Source organism: Chitinimonas sp. JJ19 (assembly GCF_036961565.1).
Taxonomy (GTDB): domain Bacteria; phylum Pseudomonadota; class Gammaproteobacteria; order Burkholderiales; family Chitinimonadaceae; genus Chitinimonas.
In genome coordinates this window covers 146,135-163,673 of record NZ_JBAMDD010000006.1, presented here as the reverse complement: position 1 = coordinate 163,673, position 17,539 = coordinate 146,135, and the positions used below count along the sequence as shown (strand labels likewise).

Here is a 17,539-nt window from a genome sequence, read left to right as displayed (position 1 = left end):
TCTGCAATTGCGCTGCGCATGCATTCCGATGAGATGCCAAATGATTAGTTTGCGTCCATCGACGCTGCCAGCTTGTCTCGTACGGACGCCATTATCTCGCTGATATCTCGAACTGCCGTGAGCGTACCGCTAACGAACGCAAGCTCATATACCTGCAAGTACTTCCAGGCTGGCGTGTACCCCATTCTCACGGGGACAGAAGGCGAGTAGTCCTTGCCAACCAACATGGCGCCAGTAAATTGCAGTGGTAGGGCCAACCCTTCATAGCAGCTGTTGAACAAGCGCTCCCAACTGCGAGGGTCGGTTTGCTTTGATGCTATGCCATTGATTGCCGGACCGGACGCATATCGCGAAGCTACCGGAGGGCCATCTGAACTATGGTTGGCCAGCAAGCCATCCAAGGTCAGACGGGACGCCTCTACAGCATATCGGCAAACAAATCCCCGGTAGCAAGCGGTGCTGGACATGACGGGGCGCAAGCCATGTGTACTTGGGTCGAACAAGCCCGTCCCTGCTGCTTCGGCGATCTGAAAGGTTTCGCCCAGATAGGCAATAGCATCGGAAGCCTGGGTGGTCATGACTGTTCTGTATACCCCATTCCCCGCTCGACCATGTCGATCAGGATGTGGATGACCTTGATGTGGATTTCCTGGATACGGTCGGCATAGCCGAAGTGCGGTACGGTGATCTCGGCGTCACCCTGGCCCTTGAGCTGGCCGCCGTCCTTGCCCAGCAGCAGTACAACGCGCATCTGCTGTTGCCGGGCGGCCTCGACGGCGCGCAGGATATTGCGTGAATTGCCGCTGGTGCTGATACCCACGAATACGTCGCCGGCCCGGCCTACGCCCTCGATAAAGCGCGAGAACACAAACTCGAAGCCATAATCGTTGCCCACGCAGCTGAGGTGGGAGGGATCGGACACGGCGATGGCGCCCAAGGCCGGGCGGTTGTCGCGGTAGCGGCCGGTCAGCTCCTCGGCAAAGTGCATGGCATCGCAATGCGAGCCGCCGTTGCCGGCCGAGATCACCTTGTGGCCGGCGCGAAAGGCCTCGACCAGCAGCTTGCCGGCCGACTCGACCGAGGCGATGAATGCCTCGTCGGCCAGTACGCGGGCCAGCAGGGCGTGCCCCTCGGCCAGGGTGGCGCGGATGTGCGCGGCGCTCATTCGATGACCTTGGGCACCAGGTAGAGGCCGTTTTCCACTGCCGGGGCCACAGCCTGGAATGCGGCGCGGCGGTTGGTCTCGGTGGCGACGTCCTCGCGCAGGCGCAGGGCTACGTCACGGGCGTGGCTCATGGGCTCGACGCCTTCCGTATCAATGGCTTGCAGCTGTTCTATCAGGCCCAATATGCCATTGAGTTTCTGCTCGACCTCGGCGACTTCGGTGTCATTTACCTGCAGACGCGCCAAGCGGGCGATGCGTCGCACATCGGCTTGTGTCAGAGACATGGTCAAAACCCTTCAAATCTTTAGTTTTGCAAGGCTATTAGGGTAACATACCGGGTTTACCGCACCCAAGCCTTGGGGAAGCGCGCGACTGCGCAGGCAGGCACGCAAGGCGTTGACTCCCAAGGACAAAAGCAAGAGCACGGTAGGCCATGTTGCACTGCGAGGTGTGGCTGGTGAACAAACCCATATAGAGCGTGGTCTGTCCCCGGGCAGACCCCCGGGGCATGGCGCCCCAAGACACAGCATACGGACATCTCATGATCGGTTCTCTCAGCGGTTATTTCTCCAACGACCTCGCCATTGACCTTGGCACGGCCAACACCCTGATCTTTGTCTCTGGCAAGGGCATCGTGTTGGACGAACCCTCGGTGGTAGCCATACAGCAGGAAGGCGGCCCCAGCGCCAAGAAGACCATCCTGGCCGTGGGGGCAGAGGCCAAGAAGATGCTGGGCCGTACCCCGGGCAGCATTACCGCCATCCGGCCGATGAAGGACGGCGTGATCGCCGATTTCACCATCACCGAACAGATGCTCAAGCAGTTCATCAAGAAGGTGAACCCCAGCCGGCTGTTTGCCGCCAGCCCCCGTATCGTGATCTGCGTGCCCTGCGGTTCCACCCAGGTTGAGCGTCGTGCCATCAAGGAATCGGCGCTGGGCGCGGGTGCCCGCAAGGTTGAACTGATTGAGGAACCTATGGCTGCCGCCATTGGCGCCGGCCTGCCGGTCGAAGAGGCCACCGGCTCCATGGTGGTCGATATCGGTGGCGGTACCACCGAAGTGGGCGTGATCTCGCTGGGCGGCATCGTGTACGCTAACAGCGTACGGGTGGGCGGCGACAAGTTCGACGAAGCCATCATCAACTACATCCGCCGCAACTACGGCATGCTGATTGGTGAAACCACGGCGGAAGAGATCAAGAAGCGCATCGGTTCGGCCTTCCCCGGCGCCGAAGTGCGCGAGATGGAAGTGAAGGGTCGCAACCTGGCCGAGGGCATCCCGCGCTCGTTCACCATTTCGTCCAACGAAATCCTGGAAGCCCTGACCGAGCCGCTGAACCAGATCGTCTCGGCGGTGAAGCAGGCGCTGGAACAGACCCCGCCGGAACTGGGTGCCGACATCGCCGACAAGGGCATGGTGCTGACCGGCGGTGGTGCGCTGCTGCGTGATCTGGACCGCCTGCTGATGGAAGAGACCGGTCTGCCGGTGATCGTGGCCGATGATCCCCTGACCTGCGTGGTGCGCGGTTCGGGCAAGGCCCTGGAGAAGATGGACAAGGTCGGCACGATCTTCACTAACGACTGATACAGCGTGAGGAGCGAAGGGTGAGGTGTGAAGAGCCAGCTCTTCCACGCATCGCCCTTTGCGCCTTGCCCCTCACCCTGACATGCAAGCCACTACCCAACCTGTCTTCTTCAAGCAGGGCCCCAAGCCATTCAGCCTGTTGCTGATCTACGCCTCGCTGTCGCTCACCCTGCTGGTCGTGGATGTGCGCTGGCAGATACTGCAGCCGGTGCGCGAGACAGTATCGGTAGCGTTGTATCCGCTGCAGTGGCTGGCGACCGCCCCTATTTCTGCCGCCCAGCAAGTGGGCGACTATTTTGTGTCGCAGACGGCATTGCAGCGGGAGAACCGCAAGCTGCAGGACGACAAGCTGCTGGCCAGTTCCGAACTGATGCGCCTGCAGGCGCTGCGGCAGGAGAACACCCAGCTGCGCGCCCTGCTGTCTACCCGGGCGGCCCATCAGGGCAAGGGCACACTGACTGAGGTGCTGTATAACGACCGCGATCCGTTTACTGCCAAGCTGGTGGTGGATAGAGGCGAGAGCAGCGGCGTGAGGCTGGGCCAGGTGGTAATAGACCCTCAGGGTGTAGTCGGCCAGGTGACGCGTTTGCAACCGCTGACAGCCGAGGTGACGCTGGTCTCCAACAAGGGCCATACCGTGCCAGTGCAGGTGGTGCGCAACGGGGTGCGTGCCGTGCTGTACGGCCTGGGCCCGGAAAACCCGCTGGAAGTGCACTGGATGCCGCTCAATGCCGACATACGCAGTGATGATGTTCTGGTGACTTCTGGCATAGATGGCACCTATCCGCCCGGCTTGCCCGTGGCCCGGGTCAAGCGGGTGGATCGCAATGCCGGTTCGGCCTTTGCCCGCATCAGCTGCGAGCCGGCTGCCGATATCGACAAGCACCGCTTCCTGCTGATACTGGACGAACGCCGGGATCAGCCCGCCAGGCCGGTGGAGCAGGCCGCCAAGCCCGCCCGTCGTGGTGCCCACAAGGAGCCTGCCTGATGCCGGTATCCAGCCAACTGCTCAAGCCGGTCAAGCGTAGCTTTATCGTCTTTACCTTTATCGTGGCACTGACCCTGGCGCTGATACCCTGGGGCCCCATGGTGCGTGCCTTCCTGCCTGATTTCGTGGCACTGACCCTGCTCTACTGGTGCATGAACCAGCCCCGCCATGTGGGCGTGGGCTGGGCCTTCTGGCTGGCCATGCTGCTGGATATCGCCGACGGCAATGTGTTTGGCCAGCATGGCCTGGCCTACTGCGCCACCAGCTGGTTTGTGCTGGGGCGGCATCGTCAGCTGGGCATGTTCCCGCTGTGGCAGCAGGCCCTCTATGTGGCGCCCCTGCTGTTGGCCAACCAGCTCATCATGCTGCTGGTGCGCATGGCGACGGGCAGTGGGTTTCCGGGTTGGAGCTATTTCGTCGGCACCCTTTCGGGCGCCCTGCTGTGGCCCCTGCTGAGCCAGTTGCTGCAGGCTCCGCAGCGCGTGGATAAACCTGCCGAAATCCAGTCATGAGCCGTCGCACCGTATTGCGCGACCACCACGGCGAGCGCTATAGCTTCCAGTTGCGCCTGGTGGTGGTCATCACCGGCGTGCTGATCGGCTTCGCCATCCTGCTCAGCCGCTTTGTCTACCTGCAGGTGATGAAGCACGACAAGTATCACACCCTGGCCGAGAGCAACCGCATCTCGCTGGTGCCCATCCCACCCTCGCGCGGCATCATCACCGACCGCAACGGCGTGGTGCTAGCCCACAACTACTCGGCCTATACGCTGGAAATCACCCAGTCCAAGCTGGGCGAGAAGCTGGACGCCACCATAGACCGCCTGGCCGAGTTCATCGATATCACGGCCAAGGACAGGCGCCGGTTCAAGAAGCTGTTGGATGAGAGCAAGGATTTCGAATCCCTGCCCATCAAGACCCGGCTCAGCGATGAGGAAGTGGCCCGCTTTGCGGCCCAGGCTTTCCGCTTCCCTGGGGTGGAGGTCAAGGCACGTTTGTTCCGCCAGTACCCCATGGGCGAATCCGCCTCGCACCTGGTGGGCTATATCGGCCGGCTCAACGATGGCGACCTGAAACGGCTGGATGCCGATGGCCGCTTGCCCAACTACAAGGGCACCGACCATATCGGCAAGTTCGGCCTGGAGCAGAGTTACGAGCAGGTGTTGCACGGCACCACCGGCTATGAGCAGGTCGAGACCGATGCGGGCGGCCGTGCCATACGGGCGTTGAACAGCACCCAGGCCACGCCGGGCAACAACCTGGTGCTGACCGTGGATATCAAGCTGCAGCAAGTGGTGGAGCAGGCCTTTGGCGAGCGCCGCGGCGCCCTGCTGGCCATAGAGCCCAGCACCGGCGGCATACTGGCCATGGTGTCGCGGCCCGGCTTCGACCCTAATCTGTTTGTCGATGGCATCGACCCGGTATCGTGGAAGGAGCTCAACGACGCGACCTCCCGGCCACTTAACAACCGCGCCATCCAGGGTCTGTACCCGCCAGGTTCCACCTTCAAGCCCTTTATGGCGCTGGCCGCCCTGGAGACCGGCAAGCGCCGCCCCAGCGATGCTATTTCCGACCCCGGCTACTTCATCATGGGTAACAACCGCTGGCGCGACGACGCGGTCCATGGCCATGGCATGGTCGATATGCACAAGTCCATCGTGGTCAGCTGCAATACCTATTACTACCGGCTGGCCAACGATATGGGCATAGATGCCATCTCCAACTTCATGGGGCCGCTGGGTTTTGGCAGCCGTACCGGGGTGGACCTGCCAGGCGAGAAGGAAGGCATATTGCCCTCGCAGGCCTGGAAGCGCCGCGCCTTCAAGCGCAAGGAACAGCAGCGCTGGCTGGCGGGCGATACGATTTCCATCGGCAACGGCCAGGGCTTCAATACCTATACCATCATCCAGATGGCGCAATCGACAGCGACCCTGGTCAACAATGGCGTGCAGTACCGCCCGCACCTGGTGCAGTACATAGAAGACAGCGTCAGCCGCGAGCGGCGGGCGCTGGAAACGGTGCCGGCCAAGCAACTACCCTACAAGCCCGAGCATATCGAGGTGATCAAGCAGGCCATGGTGGCCACCAATATGCAGGGGACGTCATCCACCGCCTTCCGGGGCGCGCCCTATACCTCGGGCGGCAAGACCGGCACGGCCCAGGTGTACAGCCTCAAGGGCGCCAAGTACAACGCCAGTTCCACCCGTGAGGAACTACGCGACCACGCCCTGTTCATTGCCTTTGCCCCGGCCGACAAACCGCGTATCGCCCTGGCCATGATTGTGGAGAACGCCGGCTTCGGCGCCGCGCATGCTGCACCCATTGCCCGCAAGGCCTTCGACTACTACCTGCTGGGCAAGCTACCCAGCCAGGAAGCCAAGCCCGCAGCCGGGGCGGTAGCGCCTGCCACCGAGGCGCAGGCGCCGATACCGGAAATCACGAGTCACAGCCATGCTGATTAAGCGACTGATCAAACGTTTCGTCGACCCTATCGACCCCTGGCTGCTGCTGTTCGTGGCCCTGCTGGTCGGTGTCAGCCTGATGACCATTTTCTCGGCGTCCAACCAGAGCTTCGACAAGATCAACAGCAAGCTGGTCTCGGTGGTGGTGGCCCTGTCTGCCATGTGGGTGATATCCAACCTCAAGCCGGTGCAACTGATGTGGCTGGCACCGCCGCTGTATACCTTTGGCATGGTGCTGCTGATCGGGGTGGCGCTGTTCGGCGACATCACCAACGGCGCCCGCCGCTGGCTGGATATAGGCGTGGCGCGGATACAGCCGTCCGAGCTGATGAAACTGGCTGTACCCATGATGCTGGCCTGGTATTTCGACCGGCACGAGGCCAGCCTCAAGCTCAAGCATTTTGCCGTGGCAGCCGTGCTGATAGGCATGCCCATGGCGCTCGTGCTGAAGCAGCCTGACCTGGGTACGGCCTTGCTGATCGGGGCGGCCGGCTTCTATGTCCTGTTCTTTGCCGGCCTCTCCTGGCGCATCATCCTGGGCGGCCTGGCCGGGCTGGCGGTCGCCATCCCCTTCGTGATCTGGCCGCTGATGCATGACTACCAGCGCGAGCGGGTGATGACCATGATCGACCCCATGGCCGATCCGCTGGGCAATGGCTACCACATCATCCAGTCCACTATTGCCATCGGCTCTGGCGGGGTATTCGGCAAGGGTTGGCTCAAGGGCACCCAGACCCACCTGGACTTCATACCCGAGCGCACCACCGACTTCGTGTTTGCCGTCTATGCCGAGGAATTCGGCCTGATAGGCAATATCCTGCTGCTGATACTGTATCTCTGCGTCATCGGCCGTGGCTTGATGATCGCCAATAACGCCTCCAGCCTGTTTGGCCGCCTGCTGGCCGGTGCGTTGACGCTGTCCTTCTTCACCTATCTGTTCGTCAATATGGGCATGGTGTCGGGCATCCTGCCGGTGGTGGGCGTGCCACTACCGTTGGTCAGCTACGGGGGTACCGCCATGCTGTCCATCCTAATCGGTTTCGGTATGCTGATGGCTATTCAGCGTGACCGAAAGTTGATGAAGAGTTGACGATACGACACCTAGTACTCTGCGGCTGCCTGCTGGCAGCCGGCTGCGCCAGCTACCAGCCCCTGCCGCCTGCCGTCCCCAGCAAGCCGGCCGAGCCGGTGCGCCCGCCTGTGGCGACAAGCACCAAGCCGACCCTGCCACCGGCCAAGCCCGAACAGATACCGCAGCAATATGGCGGCTACTACCAGGACGATGGCCCTATCCTGGAAGTGCCTTACGATCTGGATGCCCTGACCGAGCCGGAAGCCCGGCCCGAACCCTTGCACCGCTATGCCAACCGGCCTTACACGGTGCTGGGCAAGAGCTATACCCCGCGCAAGACCTATGGCGAGTTCAGCCAGCAGGGCATGGCCTCCTGGTATGGCAAGAAGTTCCACGGCAAGCGTACGGCCAGCGGTGAGCCCTACGATATGTTCAAGCTGACTGCCGCCCACCCCACGCTGCCCATACCCAGCTATGCCAGGGTGACCAGCCTGAGCAACGGCAAGTCGGTGCTGGTGCGTATCAATGACAGGGGGCCATTTCACAAGGGGCGGGTAATCGATCTGTCCTATGCCGCTGCCTATAGGCTGGGCTACCACAATGGCGGCAGCGCCCAGGTCAAGGTAGAGGCGGTTGCGCCTGGCGACACCCAGCCAGCACCCCCGCCCGAGACGGCGCTATTGCAGGCAGTGGAGGCTGCCGCCGGCACCCTGCCGGTGCGCGATGAGCGCACCACGGCGGTGGACCCACTGGCCCGGCTGGCCAGCAACCTGGCAACCGAACCCGTGGCCACACCAGCGATAGAGACCCGTGCCGAGCAGCGCTGGGTGCAGTTGGGCGCCTTCGGCACCCAGACCACGGCCGAGGCCTTCCGCGACAAGGTGACGGGCACGCTGGGCTGGCTACCGGCGCCAGTGGTCGAGAACAGCGGCACCATCTGGCGGGTAAGGGTAGGCCCGTTCGACAGCCGTCAGGCGGCGCAGCAGGCGGCTGACCGGATCGCCAACGAGGCGGATCTGCGGCCGGTGGTGATGCGATAGGGCCTGGCTTAGTCAGCCTGGGTGCTATGTCCGCCGGCCGCCGGTGACGCGGGCAATGCCAGCCAGATCGTCCCAGCTTTGTACCTGGATAAAACCTGCTGCCGCCAGTAAGGCGCGGCTGGGTTCGGCCTGGTCGTGGCCGTGTTCGAACAGCAGCCAGCCACCCTGGGCCAGGTGGCGGGGTGCGCCCTGGATGATACGGCGGATATGGGCCAGGCCGTCGGCCTCGTCGGTGAGGGCGCCACGCGGTTCGAAGCGCAGATCGCCCTCTGCCAGGTGCCGGTCACCATGGGCGATATAGGGCGGGTTGGAGACGATCAGGTCGAATTGCTCACGCCCCAGCGAGCCATACCAGTCGCTCTGCATCAGCTGTATGGGGGTGGCATGGCGCTCGGCATTGCGGGCGGCCACGGCCAGGGCGTCGGCCGAGATATCGACCGCCCGCATGTCCAGCATGGGGCGGTGCTTGCGCAGTGAGACCGGGATGATGCCGGAGCCGGTGCCCAGGTCCAGCGCGCGGCTGGGGGTGTCCAGCGGAATGCGCTCCAGTGCCAGTTCCACCAGCAGCTCGGTTTCCGGCCGTGGTATCAGCACGGCAGGGCTGACTTCGAAATCCAGGCTGAAAAACTCGCGCAGGCCTATCAGGTAGGCTACCGGCTCGCCGGCTTGGCGCCGTTGCAGCAGCGAGTGAAAACGCTCGGCCTGCTCGGGCGACAGCTCGGCCTCGGGCCAGGCGGCCTGGCGGGTGCGGCTCAGGCCGCTGGCGTGCTCCAGCAGCAAGCGGGCCTCCAGTACCGGCATGCCGCTCTGCCGGGCGGCCATGATCAGGCTGGCAACGCTGCTCATGCTGCCGACCTGGCCGGGCGGGCGGCCTGTGAAACCGAGACAAAGCGCTTGCGGTAGAGAAAACCCTGCACGCAGTCGACCTGCAGGCTGCGCGCCAGCGCCAGGTCTTCGGGGCGCTCTATGCCTTCCAGTATCACCTTGCAGTGGCATTCATGGGCGAAGGCGATCAGGTGGGTCAGCGCCGCACGGTTGCGGCTGTCGCGCGCCCGTACCAGCCAGGACCGGTCGAACTTGAACCAGTCCACCTCCATCATTACATCCAGCGAGAGCATGGAGTTGGGCGCACCAATATCGTCCAGCGCCAGCCGTACGCCACGGGCCGAGAAGGCCTGAGCCAGCTGCTGCGATAACTGGGCGTCAGCGACATCGGTATTTTCTATGATCTCCACCACCAGCCCTTCGTGGCCGGCCAGCAGGCCCAGTAGCGGGTCTTCCGCCTCGCTGGCCGTCACGCCATAGGCATCGGGATCAAGGTTGACGAACAGCTGGCTGGCGTCGGCCGGGGCATGGGCCAGTTGCAGCTGCTTCATGTCGTATTCCACCTGGTAGAGGCTCAGCGGGCTGGCGTGCAGGGCATCGAATACCGCCTTGGGTGCCAGCGGCTGGCCATCTGCCGCATAAAAGCGTGCTAGCGCCTCGTAGGCGATGGCCTCGCCGCTGGCGATATCGATGATGGGCTGGTACTCCACCCCGTAGCGCTGATGGCGCATCAGATCCAGCAGCAGGGTGGCCGGCAGGCGGGCTGGCGCAGGGTGGAAGGCGCGGTCTGAGATGGGCGAGAACATGGCGGGATATTACACGAGGGGAGTGGCGCAATTTATAAGCCGGTGGCGGCAGGCGACATGCGGGTTTACCGCCTTGCAGCCTGCACGCCACAGCTGATCGACATGCCGGGCACCTGCCTACATGGCGTTGAGCAGGAACAGGGTGGCCAGACCGTAGAAGATCAGGTTGCCCATGCCATCAGTCATGAAGGTCAGGAACACGCTGGAGCCATAGGCCGGGTCGCGGCCGAAGCGCTCCATCAGCAGCGGTACGAACAGTCCCACGCCGGCAGCGACCTGGAAGTTCAGCATCATGGCGCCGGCCATCACCAGGCCCAGGCCCAACTTGCCGTAGATCAGCCAGGCCACCGTGCCCAGCACGCTGCCCCATAGCGCGCCATTGAGCATGGCGATGCCGAACTCCTTGGCCACCAAGCGGCGGGTACTGGCGGCGGTCACCTGGCCTAGCGCCATGGCGCGGATGATGATGGTGGCGGTCTGCGAGCCGGAGTTGCCGCCGATGCCGGAGATAATGGGGGCCAGTGCGGCCAGGGCGACGATCTGGGCGGTGGTGGCTTCAAAAGCGCCGATCACCCGCGAGACGATGATGCCGGTGACGATGTTGAGTGCCAGCCAGGGCCAGCGGTTCTTGGCCGAGCTCCAGACTGAGCTGAACAGGTCTTCGTCTTCCTTCAGGCCGCCCAGGCTCAGCACCTCGGCTTCCGATTCCTCGCGGATGACGTCCACCATCATGTCCACCGTCAGGCGGCCGATGACCTTGTGGGTGGAGTCCACCACCGGGGCGGATACCAGGTCGTAGCGCTCGAAGGCCTGGGCCGCATCGCCGACGTCCTCGTCGGGCCGGAAGATCACCACCTCGTGCGCCATCACTTCGGCCACACCGCGCTCGGGGTCGGAGATCAGCAGCTTCTTGATGGGCAGCACACCCTTGATGCGCTGGTCGTTGTCCACCACGAACAGCTTGTCGGTATGGTGCGGCAGTTCATCGAAGCGGCGCAGATAGCGCAGCACCACCTCCAGCGTCACGTCGTCGCGGATGGTGACCATGTCGAAGTCCATCACCGAACCCACCTGGTCGTCGGCATAGGACAGCGCTGATTGCAGCTCGGCCCGCTCTTCTTCCTCCAGCGAGCCCATCAGCTCGTGCATCACGTCCTGCGGCAGGTCGGGCACCAGGTCGGCCAGCTCGTCGGTATCCAGATGCTCGGCGGCGGCCAGGATCTCTTCGCGATCCATGTCGGCCAACAGGGTTTCCCGCACCGAGTCGGATACTTCCAGCAGTACATCGCCCTCGATTTCCGGGCGTACCAGCTCCCATACCGTCAGCCGTTCGTCCAGCGGCAGCGATTCAAGGATAAAGGCGATGTCGGCGGGGTAGAGCTGCTCCAGCCGCTTTTCCAGCTCGGTCAGATTCTGCTTGTGCACGATGGTCTCGACCAGCTCGTGCTTGGGCATCTCCTGCTTGTGGATCAGGTTTTCGACCAGCTTGTGGCGGCTAAGGATGCGCAGCACCTGCTGCAGGGTATCCTGCAGGCTTTCCTTGGGCTTGGGGGCGGGTGCGGACATGGCGACCTCGAAACCGGTTCATTAACTGGCTGCGCCACGCACGGTGGCGCCTATGCTGCCTGGCAAATCTTGCGGGCTGTTGCTGTGCCTGGGTCCGGCTGTTGCGGCGCGGCCCCGGCAGCGGTTTTGCGCCCTTGGCGGGGCAGCATGAAAAGCCGCGCGAGTGTAGCATGGGCAAGGCTTGAAACTGACACCGCTGGCCCCTATCTAAGAGGAATTGCCCGGTCGGCCGCTCCATGCGCCCGGCCGACAAGCGCAGACGCCATCAAAGGTGCCAGGGCTGTCGTGACAGATAGCCACAATCGGCTATCCTCCAAGTCCGGGTTCGCCCGTTTCTTTTCCAGACAGGTTCCGCCATGAACGTACCCCGCCTAGCCACCGCCCTGACCGGCCCCCTGCTTGACCTGGAACGCAAGTTCCTTGCCGCCCAGTGCGAGATTGAAGCCTGGTTCCGCAGCCAGTGGCTGGAGCATGCACCGCCGTTCTATGGTTCGGTCGATCTGCGCAATTCCGGCTTCAAGCTGGCCCCGGTGGACATGAATCTGTTCCCCGGCGGTTTCAACAACCTCAACCCGGATTTCACCCCGCTGTGTGTGCAAGCCGTGCAAAGCGCGCTGGAAAAGATTTGCCCCGATGCACGGCGCTTGCTGCTGATACCGGAGAACCATACCCGTAACCAGTATTACCTGCAGAACGTGGCTGCGCTGGCGCGTATTCTGAAACTAGCCGGCCTCAACGTCAGGCTGGGTACGCTGAACCCCGAGATCACCGCCCCCACCACCCTGGAACTGCCCAATGGCGGGACGCTGACGGTGGAGCCGCTGCAGCGCAATGGCCGCCGCGTGGGCCTGCCTGGGTTTGATCCTTGCGTGGTGCTGCTCAACAACGATCTGTCGGCCGGCATTCCCGACATTCTCCGTGATATCGACCAGAACCTGCTGCCACCGCTGCATGCCGGTTGGTTTGTTCGCCGCAAGACCCATCATTTCCGCGAATATGACGGCGTGGCAGCGGAGTTTGGCCAGTTGCTGGGCATAGACCCCTGGTATATCAACCCCTACTTCGGCCAGGTCAGCCAGCTGGATTTCCAGACCCGAGAAGGCGAGGAGCGTCTGGCCGCCGAGGTGGAGCGCATCCTGGGTCTGACGGCCGCCAAGTATCGCGAACTGGGCATTACCGATGCGCCTTACGCCATCGTCAAGGCTGATGCCGGCACCTATGGCATGGGCGTCATGAGCGTGAAGTCGCCCGCCGATGTGATAGGCCTGAATCGCAAGCAGCGCAACAAGATGGCGGTGGTGAAGGAGGGCCTGGAGGTCAGCGACGTGATCGTGCAGGAGGGCGTACCCACCTTCGAGACGCTGGAGGAGGCGGTGGCCGAGCCGGTGGTCTATATGATGGACCGCTTTGTGGTGGGCGGCTTCTATCGCGTCCATACCGAGCGCGGCGCCGATGAAAACCTCAATGCCCCGGGGGCGTACTTCAAGCCGCTGGCTTTCGATACCCCGCTATCGACACCGGACTGCGACGGCAGCCCAGACTGTGCGCCCAACCGCTTCTACGCCTATGGCGTGGTGGCCCGGCTGGCGCTGCTGGCTGCCTCGCGCGAGATCGAAAACACCGAATCGGTGCTGGAGAGTATCAGCATGGCGGCCTAGCCGGCATGCCTGACTGACGCATTGCCGTGCGCCCTGGGCGTGTTTCCGACCCAGGGTCGACTCAAATCCACTCGAGCAGACCAAGCCATGCGTATTGCCTTTCTGGCCGACCCCCTGGATGGGTTCAAGACCTATAAGGATTCCACCTTTGCCATGATGCGCGAGGCCGCCGCCCGTGGCCACACCGTGCTGGCGTTCGAGCAGCGCGACATGCGGGTGCTGGATGGCCGGGTGCTGGCCGACATGCGGGTCATCAGCCTGACCGGCGACGCCCACGACTGGTACCGGGCCGAGCCCGCTACCACCCTGGCATTGCCTGAGGTGGATGCCGTCGTGATGCGCAAGGACCCGCCTTTCGACAGCGAATACCTGTACGCCACCCACCTGCTGGAGGCGGCGGAGCGCCAGGGCGCCAAGGTGTTCAACAAGCCCCGCGCCCTGCGCGACAACAACGAAAAGCTAGCCATACTGCGCTTTCCCCAGTTTATCGCGCCTACCCTGGTCAGCAGCCGTGACGAGGATATCCGCGCATTTCTGGCCGAGCATGGCGATGTGGTGCTCAAGCCCCTGGATGGCATGGGCGGCACCGGTATTTTCCGGCTGCGGCCGGATGACCCCAATCTGGGTGCCATACTGGAAACCCAGACCCGCAACGGCACGGTCAGCCTGATGGTGCAGCGCTACTTGCCGGCCATCAAGGAGGGCGACAAGCGGGTGCTGCTGATAGGTGGCAAGCCAGTGGATTGGTGCCTGGCCCGCATACCCAAGGCCGGCGAGACCCGTGGCAACCTGGCCGCTGGTGGCACCGGCGTGGCCAGGCCCTTGACCGCCCGCGACCGCGAGATAGGCGAGGCGCTGGGCACCCTGCTGGCGGCCGAGGGTTTGTTGTTGGTGGGGCTGGATGTCATAGGCGACACCCTGACCGAAGTGAATGTGACCAGCCCGACCTGTTTCCAGGAAATCACGGCGCAATCCGGCATCCCGGTTGCCGGCCTGTTCATGGACGCGCTGGAAGCCGCCATCCGGGCGTGAGTGCGGGGCGGCGGCAGGAGAGGCGGCGCCTGCTGACAGTACATTTGTCCGCATATAGTGCAGCGCAGCGGGCGGCGGCTGCTAGAATCGTTTCCAACGCGTTTTTTTGAGCTTCGTCATGGTTGGAATCCTGTTGGTGACGCACTATGGCCTGGGCGAGAGCCTGGCCGAGTGTGCTGCCCATGTGCTTGGTCGGCCCTTGCCGCAACTTCGTTATCTGCCGGTGTACCGTAGCGACGACCCAGACGTGGTGCTGGAGCGGGCCAGGGCTTTGCTGGCCGAGCTGGATACTGGCAATGGCGTGCTGGTGCTGTCGGACATCTACGGTGGTACGCCGTCCAATGTGGCCTACCGCTTGATCGAGCCGGGTCGCATCGAAGCGGTGGCGGGGGTGAATCTGCCCATGCTGGTACGTACACTCAATTACGGACATGAATCGCTTGATGTGGTGGTCGGCAAGGCCGTCACCGGTGGGCTGGAAGGCGTGATGTACATGCTGCCGCCCAGCAAGCAGGATTAGAGAGACAGAACACCATGGCGCAACAGGAAGTTGAAATCATCAACAAGCTGGGCCTGCATGCCCGGGCCTCCAGCAAGCTGACCCAGTTGGCCAGCCGCTTTCGCAGCGAGGTCTGGTTGACCCGCAACGGCAAGCGCGTCAACGCCAAGAGCATCATGGGCGTGATGATGCTGGCCGCCGCCAAGGGCAGCCGTATCAGTGTGGAGATAAGCGGCGAGGATGAGGATGCTGCCATGGCAGCCATTACCGAGCTGATTGCCAACCGTTTCGACGAGTCGGAATAGCCCCCATGACCATCACCCTGCACGGCATAGGCATAGGTGGCGGTATCGCCATAGGCCGCGCGCATCTGGTGAGCCATACCGATCTCGAAGTTGCCCACTACGAGATCACGGACGCCGAGGTGCCCGCTGAGATTGCCCGTTTCGATGCGGCGGTGCGGCTGACCCGCAAGGAGCTGGAGCAGCTGTGGGGCAGCATCCCCGAGAACGCCCCGACCGAGCTGGGCGCCTTTCTCAGCCTGCATGTGATGCTGCTGAACGATCACACCATCAGCCGCGAGCCGCGCGACATCATCCAGGCACAGCACTGCAATGCCGAATGGGCGCTCAAGCTGCAGCAGGACAGGCTGCTGGAGCAGTTTGACGTTATCGAAGAGGAATACCTGCGCGAGCGTCGCGCCGATGTGATCCAGGTGGTGGAGCGCATCTTCAAGGCGCTCAATGGCGAAGGGGGCGGCCACTATGTGCCGCCCGAGGACAGCAAGGAACGCATCCTGGTGGCGCACGACCTGTCGCCGGCCGATATGGTGCTGTTCAAGGAAGCCGAGTTCGCCGCCTTTCTGACCGATGTGGGCGGGCCGACCTCGCATACCGCCATCCTGGCGCGCAGCCTGGATATCCCCTCGGTACTGGCGCTGCACCATGCCCGCCAGCTGATACGCGAGGATGAGACCCTCATTGTCGATGGCACGGCCGGCGTGGCCATCATCGACCCCAGCGAAACCATACTGACCGAGTACCGCAAGCGCCAGGCCGGCTATGCCGCCGACCGCAAGAAGCTGCGCGGGCTCAAGACCACCACTGCCAAGACGCTGGATGGCACGGCCATCGAGCTGCACGCCAATATCGAGATGCCTGGCGACGTGGAGCAGGCGCTGGCCAATGGCGCTACTGGCGTGGGCCTGTACCGCTCCGAGTTCCTGTTCCTGGGGCGCGACGACCTGCCGGACGAGGATGAGCAGTATGCCTCCTACAAGGCCGTCATTGAGGGCATGAAAGGTGCGCCCGTCACCATCCGTACCATAGACCTGGGTCGTGACAAGATGCCCAAGTGGGCCGAGGGCGAGATCATCTCTGCCGCCAACCCGGCACTGGGTTTGACCGGCGTGCGCCTGTGTCTGGCCGAGCCGCATATGTTCCGCACCCAGCTGCGGGCACTGCTGCGTGCCGGCCGCCACGGCAAGCTCAAGCTGCTGGTGCCCATGCTGGCCAACCTGGCGGAAGTGAACCAGGTGCTGTTCCACGTGGAGCAGGCCAAGGAAGGCCTGCGCGAGGACGGCATCGAGTTCTCCGACCTGGTGGAGATAGGCGGCATGATAGAAGTGCCCGGCGCGGCCATCACCGTGGGGCATTTCCTCAAGAAGCTGGATTTCGTCTCCATCGGCACCAATGACTTGATCCAGTACACCCTGGCGGTGGATAGAGGCGACGATAGTGTCAGCCATCTATACGACCCTTTCCACCCGGCCGTACTGCACCTGATCGCCCATGTGATCAAGACGGCCGACCAGGCCAATGTGCCGGTGTCGGTCTGCGGTGAGATGGCCGGCGATGTCCGCCTGACCCCCCTGCTGCTGGCCCTGGGTCTGAGGCGCTTCTCCATGCACCCGGCCCAGTTGCTGAACGTGAAACAGATTATCCTCAGTTGCGACCTGCAGAAGCTGGGCGCCCTGCGCCCCATGCTGGAGCAGGCCGCCGATGCCGACCAGGTACGTGAAATGCTCAACGAGGTAGTGGCCTGAGCGCGCCGGCCACCGGGCTACAGCCTGCGTGGCTGGGACGGGTATCCCACGGTGCGGTCTGGACAGGCGGGGCGGCACCCAAGCCGCGAGCGATGCGTAGTCCCGGCATCGTCCCACGCTGGGCAGCAATCAGGCTGGCAGTACCACGCCTACACCTCGCAGCAAGGCCCGCGATGCGCTGTCCACCAGGGGTGACAGCGGCTTGAGCGTGACCCAGGGCTCGTCGCCCAGGGTCATGTGCAGGGCGATCAGGCCATGCAGGGTGCCCCAGAACATCTGCAGCAGTGCGTCAGCATCGCGTTCGGTGATGCTGGGGGTGCCCTCTATCAAGGCCACGAACAGTACGCGGGCGTAGGCGTAGGCATCTTCGTTGGGGTTGCCGTGCTCGGCGGCGGATTCCTCTACGCTTACCGGTGGCGGCGGGCTGATAAAGATGCGGCGGTAGTGCTCGGGCTGGTGCTGGGCAAAATGGGCAAAGCGTTCGGCCATGCCCAGGATGCGCTCGGCCGGGCTGGCGTCAGCCACGTCATGGTCCATCAATTGCCGGGTCAGCTCGGCAAAGTCCTCGTCGGCAATGACGCGCAGCATGGCGGCCTTGTCTTCGAACTGGCTGTAGATGACGCTGGTGGAATACTCGATGCGGCTGGCTATGGCGCGTACGGTGAGCGCTTCGTAGCCCCCTTCGGCGCAGAGGGCGCGGGCGGCATCGATGATTTTTCGGCGCAGGATTTCGCGCTCGCGTTGACGACGTTCGGCGATGGACATGGTGCAGCCTGTGATGCAGAAGATGCTATTTGA

General features: G+C 63.4%; 18 protein-coding genes. 11 read left to right on the top strand and 7 right to left on the bottom strand.

The genetic code is table 11. The annotated features are described in order from the left end of the window. Nucleotides 1–44: 44 nt before the first annotated feature. The 3 genes from V7714_RS09625 to gatC are packed head-to-tail and all read right to left on the bottom strand — an operon-like array spanning nucleotide 45 to nucleotide 1,449. Nucleotides 45–578 carry a hypothetical protein gene (locus V7714_RS09625; RefSeq protein WP_335709519.1) on the bottom strand — a complete coding sequence of 178 codons (534 nt, stop codon included), beginning with the start codon at nucleotides 576–578 and terminating at the stop codon, nucleotides 45–47. Next, a complete protein-coding gene (gene lpcA / locus V7714_RS09620) occupies nucleotides 575–1,165 on the bottom strand; it encodes a D-sedoheptulose 7-phosphate isomerase (protein WP_335709518.1) in 591 nt (196 codons plus the stop codon). Before lpcA ends, V7714_RS09625 begins: the two co-directional genes overlap by 4 nt. Beyond that, complete coding sequence (gene gatC, locus V7714_RS09615; RefSeq protein ID WP_335709517.1) at nucleotides 1,162–1,449, bottom strand: Asp-tRNA(Asn)/Glu-tRNA(Gln) amidotransferase subunit GatC; 288 nt, start codon at nucleotides 1,447–1,449, stop codon at nucleotides 1,162–1,164. The genes lpcA and gatC overlap by 4 nt, the downstream gene beginning before the upstream one ends. Nucleotides 1,450–1,706: 257 nt before the next feature. Between gatC and V7714_RS09610 the strand changes: the two genes are divergently transcribed. The 6 genes from V7714_RS09610 (at nucleotide 1,707) to V7714_RS09585 (ending at nucleotide 8,311) form a co-directional block, all read left to right on the top strand. Further along, nucleotides 1,707–2,750 carry a rod shape-determining protein gene (locus V7714_RS09610; protein ID WP_284195644.1) on the top strand — a complete coding sequence of 348 codons (1,044 nt, stop codon included), beginning with the start codon at nucleotides 1,707–1,709 and terminating at the stop codon, nucleotides 2,748–2,750. An 82-nt stretch (nucleotides 2,751–2,832) separates the two neighbouring features. Next, nucleotides 2,833–3,738: a rod shape-determining protein MreC gene (gene mreC, locus V7714_RS09605; protein WP_335709516.1), complete on the top strand. Its 906-nt coding sequence runs from the start codon at nucleotides 2,833–2,835 to the stop codon at nucleotides 3,736–3,738. Then, nucleotides 3,738–4,250 carry a rod shape-determining protein MreD gene (mreD, locus tag V7714_RS09600; protein WP_284195646.1) on the top strand — a complete coding sequence of 171 codons (513 nt, stop codon included), beginning with the start codon at nucleotides 3,738–3,740 and terminating at the stop codon, nucleotides 4,248–4,250. Before mreC ends, mreD begins: the two co-directional genes overlap by 1 nt. Further along, entirely contained in the window at nucleotides 4,247–6,199 is a 1,953-nt protein-coding gene (gene mrdA, locus V7714_RS09595) for a penicillin-binding protein 2 (RefSeq protein WP_335709515.1), read from the top strand. Before mreD ends, mrdA begins: the two co-directional genes overlap by 4 nt. Beyond that, nucleotides 6,189–7,289, top strand: a complete 1,101-nt coding sequence (rodA, locus tag V7714_RS09590; RefSeq protein ID WP_335709514.1) for a rod shape-determining protein RodA — start codon at nucleotides 6,189–6,191, stop codon at nucleotides 7,287–7,289. Before mrdA ends, rodA begins: the two co-directional genes overlap by 11 nt. Beyond that, entirely contained in the window at nucleotides 7,286–8,311 is a 1,026-nt protein-coding gene (locus V7714_RS09585) for a septal ring lytic transglycosylase RlpA family protein (protein ID WP_335709513.1), read from the top strand. Before rodA ends, V7714_RS09585 begins: the two co-directional genes overlap by 4 nt. A 24-nt stretch (nucleotides 8,312–8,335) precedes the next feature. Here the strand turns inward: V7714_RS09585 and prmC are convergent, their stop codons facing one another. The 3 genes from prmC to mgtE all read right to left on the bottom strand — a co-directional run bounded on the left by prmC (nucleotide 8,336) and on the right by mgtE (nucleotide 11,508). Further along, complete coding sequence (prmC, locus tag V7714_RS09580; protein ID WP_335709512.1) at nucleotides 8,336–9,157, bottom strand: peptide chain release factor N(5)-glutamine methyltransferase; 822 nt, start codon at nucleotides 9,155–9,157, stop codon at nucleotides 8,336–8,338. Beyond that, on the bottom strand, nucleotides 9,154–9,942 hold the full coding sequence (locus V7714_RS09575) for an EAL domain-containing protein (protein ID WP_335709511.1): 789 nt from the start codon (nucleotides 9,940–9,942) through the stop codon (nucleotides 9,154–9,156). The genes prmC and V7714_RS09575 overlap by 4 nt, the downstream gene beginning before the upstream one ends. A gap of 117 nt (nucleotides 9,943–10,059) precedes the next feature. Beyond that, nucleotides 10,060–11,508: a magnesium transporter gene (mgtE, locus tag V7714_RS09570; RefSeq protein ID WP_335709510.1), complete on the bottom strand. Its 1,449-nt coding sequence runs from the start codon at nucleotides 11,506–11,508 to the stop codon at nucleotides 10,060–10,062. 356 nt (nucleotides 11,509–11,864) lie between these two features. Between mgtE and gshA the strand changes: the two genes are divergently transcribed. From gshA to ptsP, 5 genes are all read left to right on the top strand, one after another. Further along, complete coding sequence (gshA, locus tag V7714_RS09565; RefSeq protein WP_335709509.1) at nucleotides 11,865–13,166, top strand: glutamate--cysteine ligase; 1,302 nt, start codon at nucleotides 11,865–11,867, stop codon at nucleotides 13,164–13,166. A gap of 87 nt (nucleotides 13,167–13,253) precedes the next feature. Further along, nucleotides 13,254–14,198, top strand: coding sequence for a glutathione synthase (gene gshB / locus V7714_RS09560; RefSeq protein WP_335709508.1), 945 nt, complete (start codon nucleotides 13,254–13,256; stop codon nucleotides 14,196–14,198). Nucleotides 14,199–14,316: 118 nt separating this feature from the next. Then, complete coding sequence (locus tag V7714_RS09555; RefSeq protein WP_335709507.1) at nucleotides 14,317–14,718, top strand: PTS sugar transporter subunit IIA; 402 nt, start codon at nucleotides 14,317–14,319, stop codon at nucleotides 14,716–14,718. Between the two features lie 14 nt (nucleotides 14,719–14,732). Beyond that, nucleotides 14,733–15,002: an HPr family phosphocarrier protein gene (locus V7714_RS09550; RefSeq protein ID WP_284195656.1), complete on the top strand. Its 270-nt coding sequence runs from the start codon at nucleotides 14,733–14,735 to the stop codon at nucleotides 15,000–15,002. 5 nt (nucleotides 15,003–15,007) lie between these two features. Further along, on the top strand, nucleotides 15,008–16,741 hold the full coding sequence (ptsP, locus tag V7714_RS09545) for a phosphoenolpyruvate--protein phosphotransferase (RefSeq protein WP_335709506.1): 1,734 nt from the start codon (nucleotides 15,008–15,010) through the stop codon (nucleotides 16,739–16,741). Between the two features lie 129 nt (nucleotides 16,742–16,870). Here ptsP and V7714_RS09540 read toward each other — a convergent pair whose 3' ends face one another. Beyond that, nucleotides 16,871–17,506: a TetR/AcrR family transcriptional regulator gene (locus V7714_RS09540; RefSeq protein WP_335709505.1), complete on the bottom strand. Its 636-nt coding sequence runs from the start codon at nucleotides 17,504–17,506 to the stop codon at nucleotides 16,871–16,873. Nucleotides 17,507–17,539 lie beyond the last annotated feature (33 nt).

Coding starts and splice junctions, on each gene's coding strand:
- V7714_RS09625 (WP_335709519.1), bottom strand. CDS start 578: ATGACCACCCAGGCTTCCGATGCTATTGCCTATCTGGGCGAAACCTTT.
- lpcA (WP_335709518.1), bottom strand. CDS start 1,165: ATGAGCGCCGCGCACATCCGCGCCACCCTGGCCGAGGGGCACGCCCTG.
- gatC (WP_335709517.1), bottom strand. CDS start 1,449: ATGTCTCTGACACAAGCCGATGTGCGACGCATCGCCCGCTTGGCGCGT.
- V7714_RS09610 (WP_284195644.1), top strand. CDS start 1,707: ATGATCGGTTCTCTCAGCGGTTATTTCTCCAACGACCTCGCCATTGAC.
- mreC (WP_335709516.1), top strand. CDS start 2,833: ATGCAAGCCACTACCCAACCTGTCTTCTTCAAGCAGGGCCCCAAGCCA.
- mreD (WP_284195646.1), top strand. CDS start 3,738: ATGCCGGTATCCAGCCAACTGCTCAAGCCGGTCAAGCGTAGCTTTATC.
- mrdA (WP_335709515.1), top strand. CDS start 4,247: ATGAGCCGTCGCACCGTATTGCGCGACCACCACGGCGAGCGCTATAGC.
- rodA (WP_335709514.1), top strand. CDS start 6,189: ATGCTGATTAAGCGACTGATCAAACGTTTCGTCGACCCTATCGACCCC.
- prmC (WP_335709512.1), bottom strand. CDS start 9,157: ATGAGCAGCGTTGCCAGCCTGATCATGGCCGCCCGGCAGAGCGGCATG.
- V7714_RS09575 (WP_335709511.1), bottom strand. CDS start 9,942: ATGTTCTCGCCCATCTCAGACCGCGCCTTCCACCCTGCGCCAGCCCGC.
- mgtE (WP_335709510.1), bottom strand. CDS start 11,508: ATGTCCGCACCCGCCCCCAAGCCCAAGGAAAGCCTGCAGGATACCCTG.
- gshA (WP_335709509.1), top strand. CDS start 11,865: ATGAACGTACCCCGCCTAGCCACCGCCCTGACCGGCCCCCTGCTTGAC.
- gshB (WP_335709508.1), top strand. CDS start 13,254: ATGCGTATTGCCTTTCTGGCCGACCCCCTGGATGGGTTCAAGACCTAT.
- V7714_RS09555 (WP_335709507.1), top strand. CDS start 14,317: ATGGTTGGAATCCTGTTGGTGACGCACTATGGCCTGGGCGAGAGCCTG.
- V7714_RS09550 (WP_284195656.1), top strand. CDS start 14,733: ATGGCGCAACAGGAAGTTGAAATCATCAACAAGCTGGGCCTGCATGCC.
- ptsP (WP_335709506.1), top strand. CDS start 15,008: ATGACCATCACCCTGCACGGCATAGGCATAGGTGGCGGTATCGCCATA.
- V7714_RS09540 (WP_335709505.1), bottom strand. CDS start 17,506: ATGTCCATCGCCGAACGTCGTCAACGCGAGCGCGAAATCCTGCGCCGA.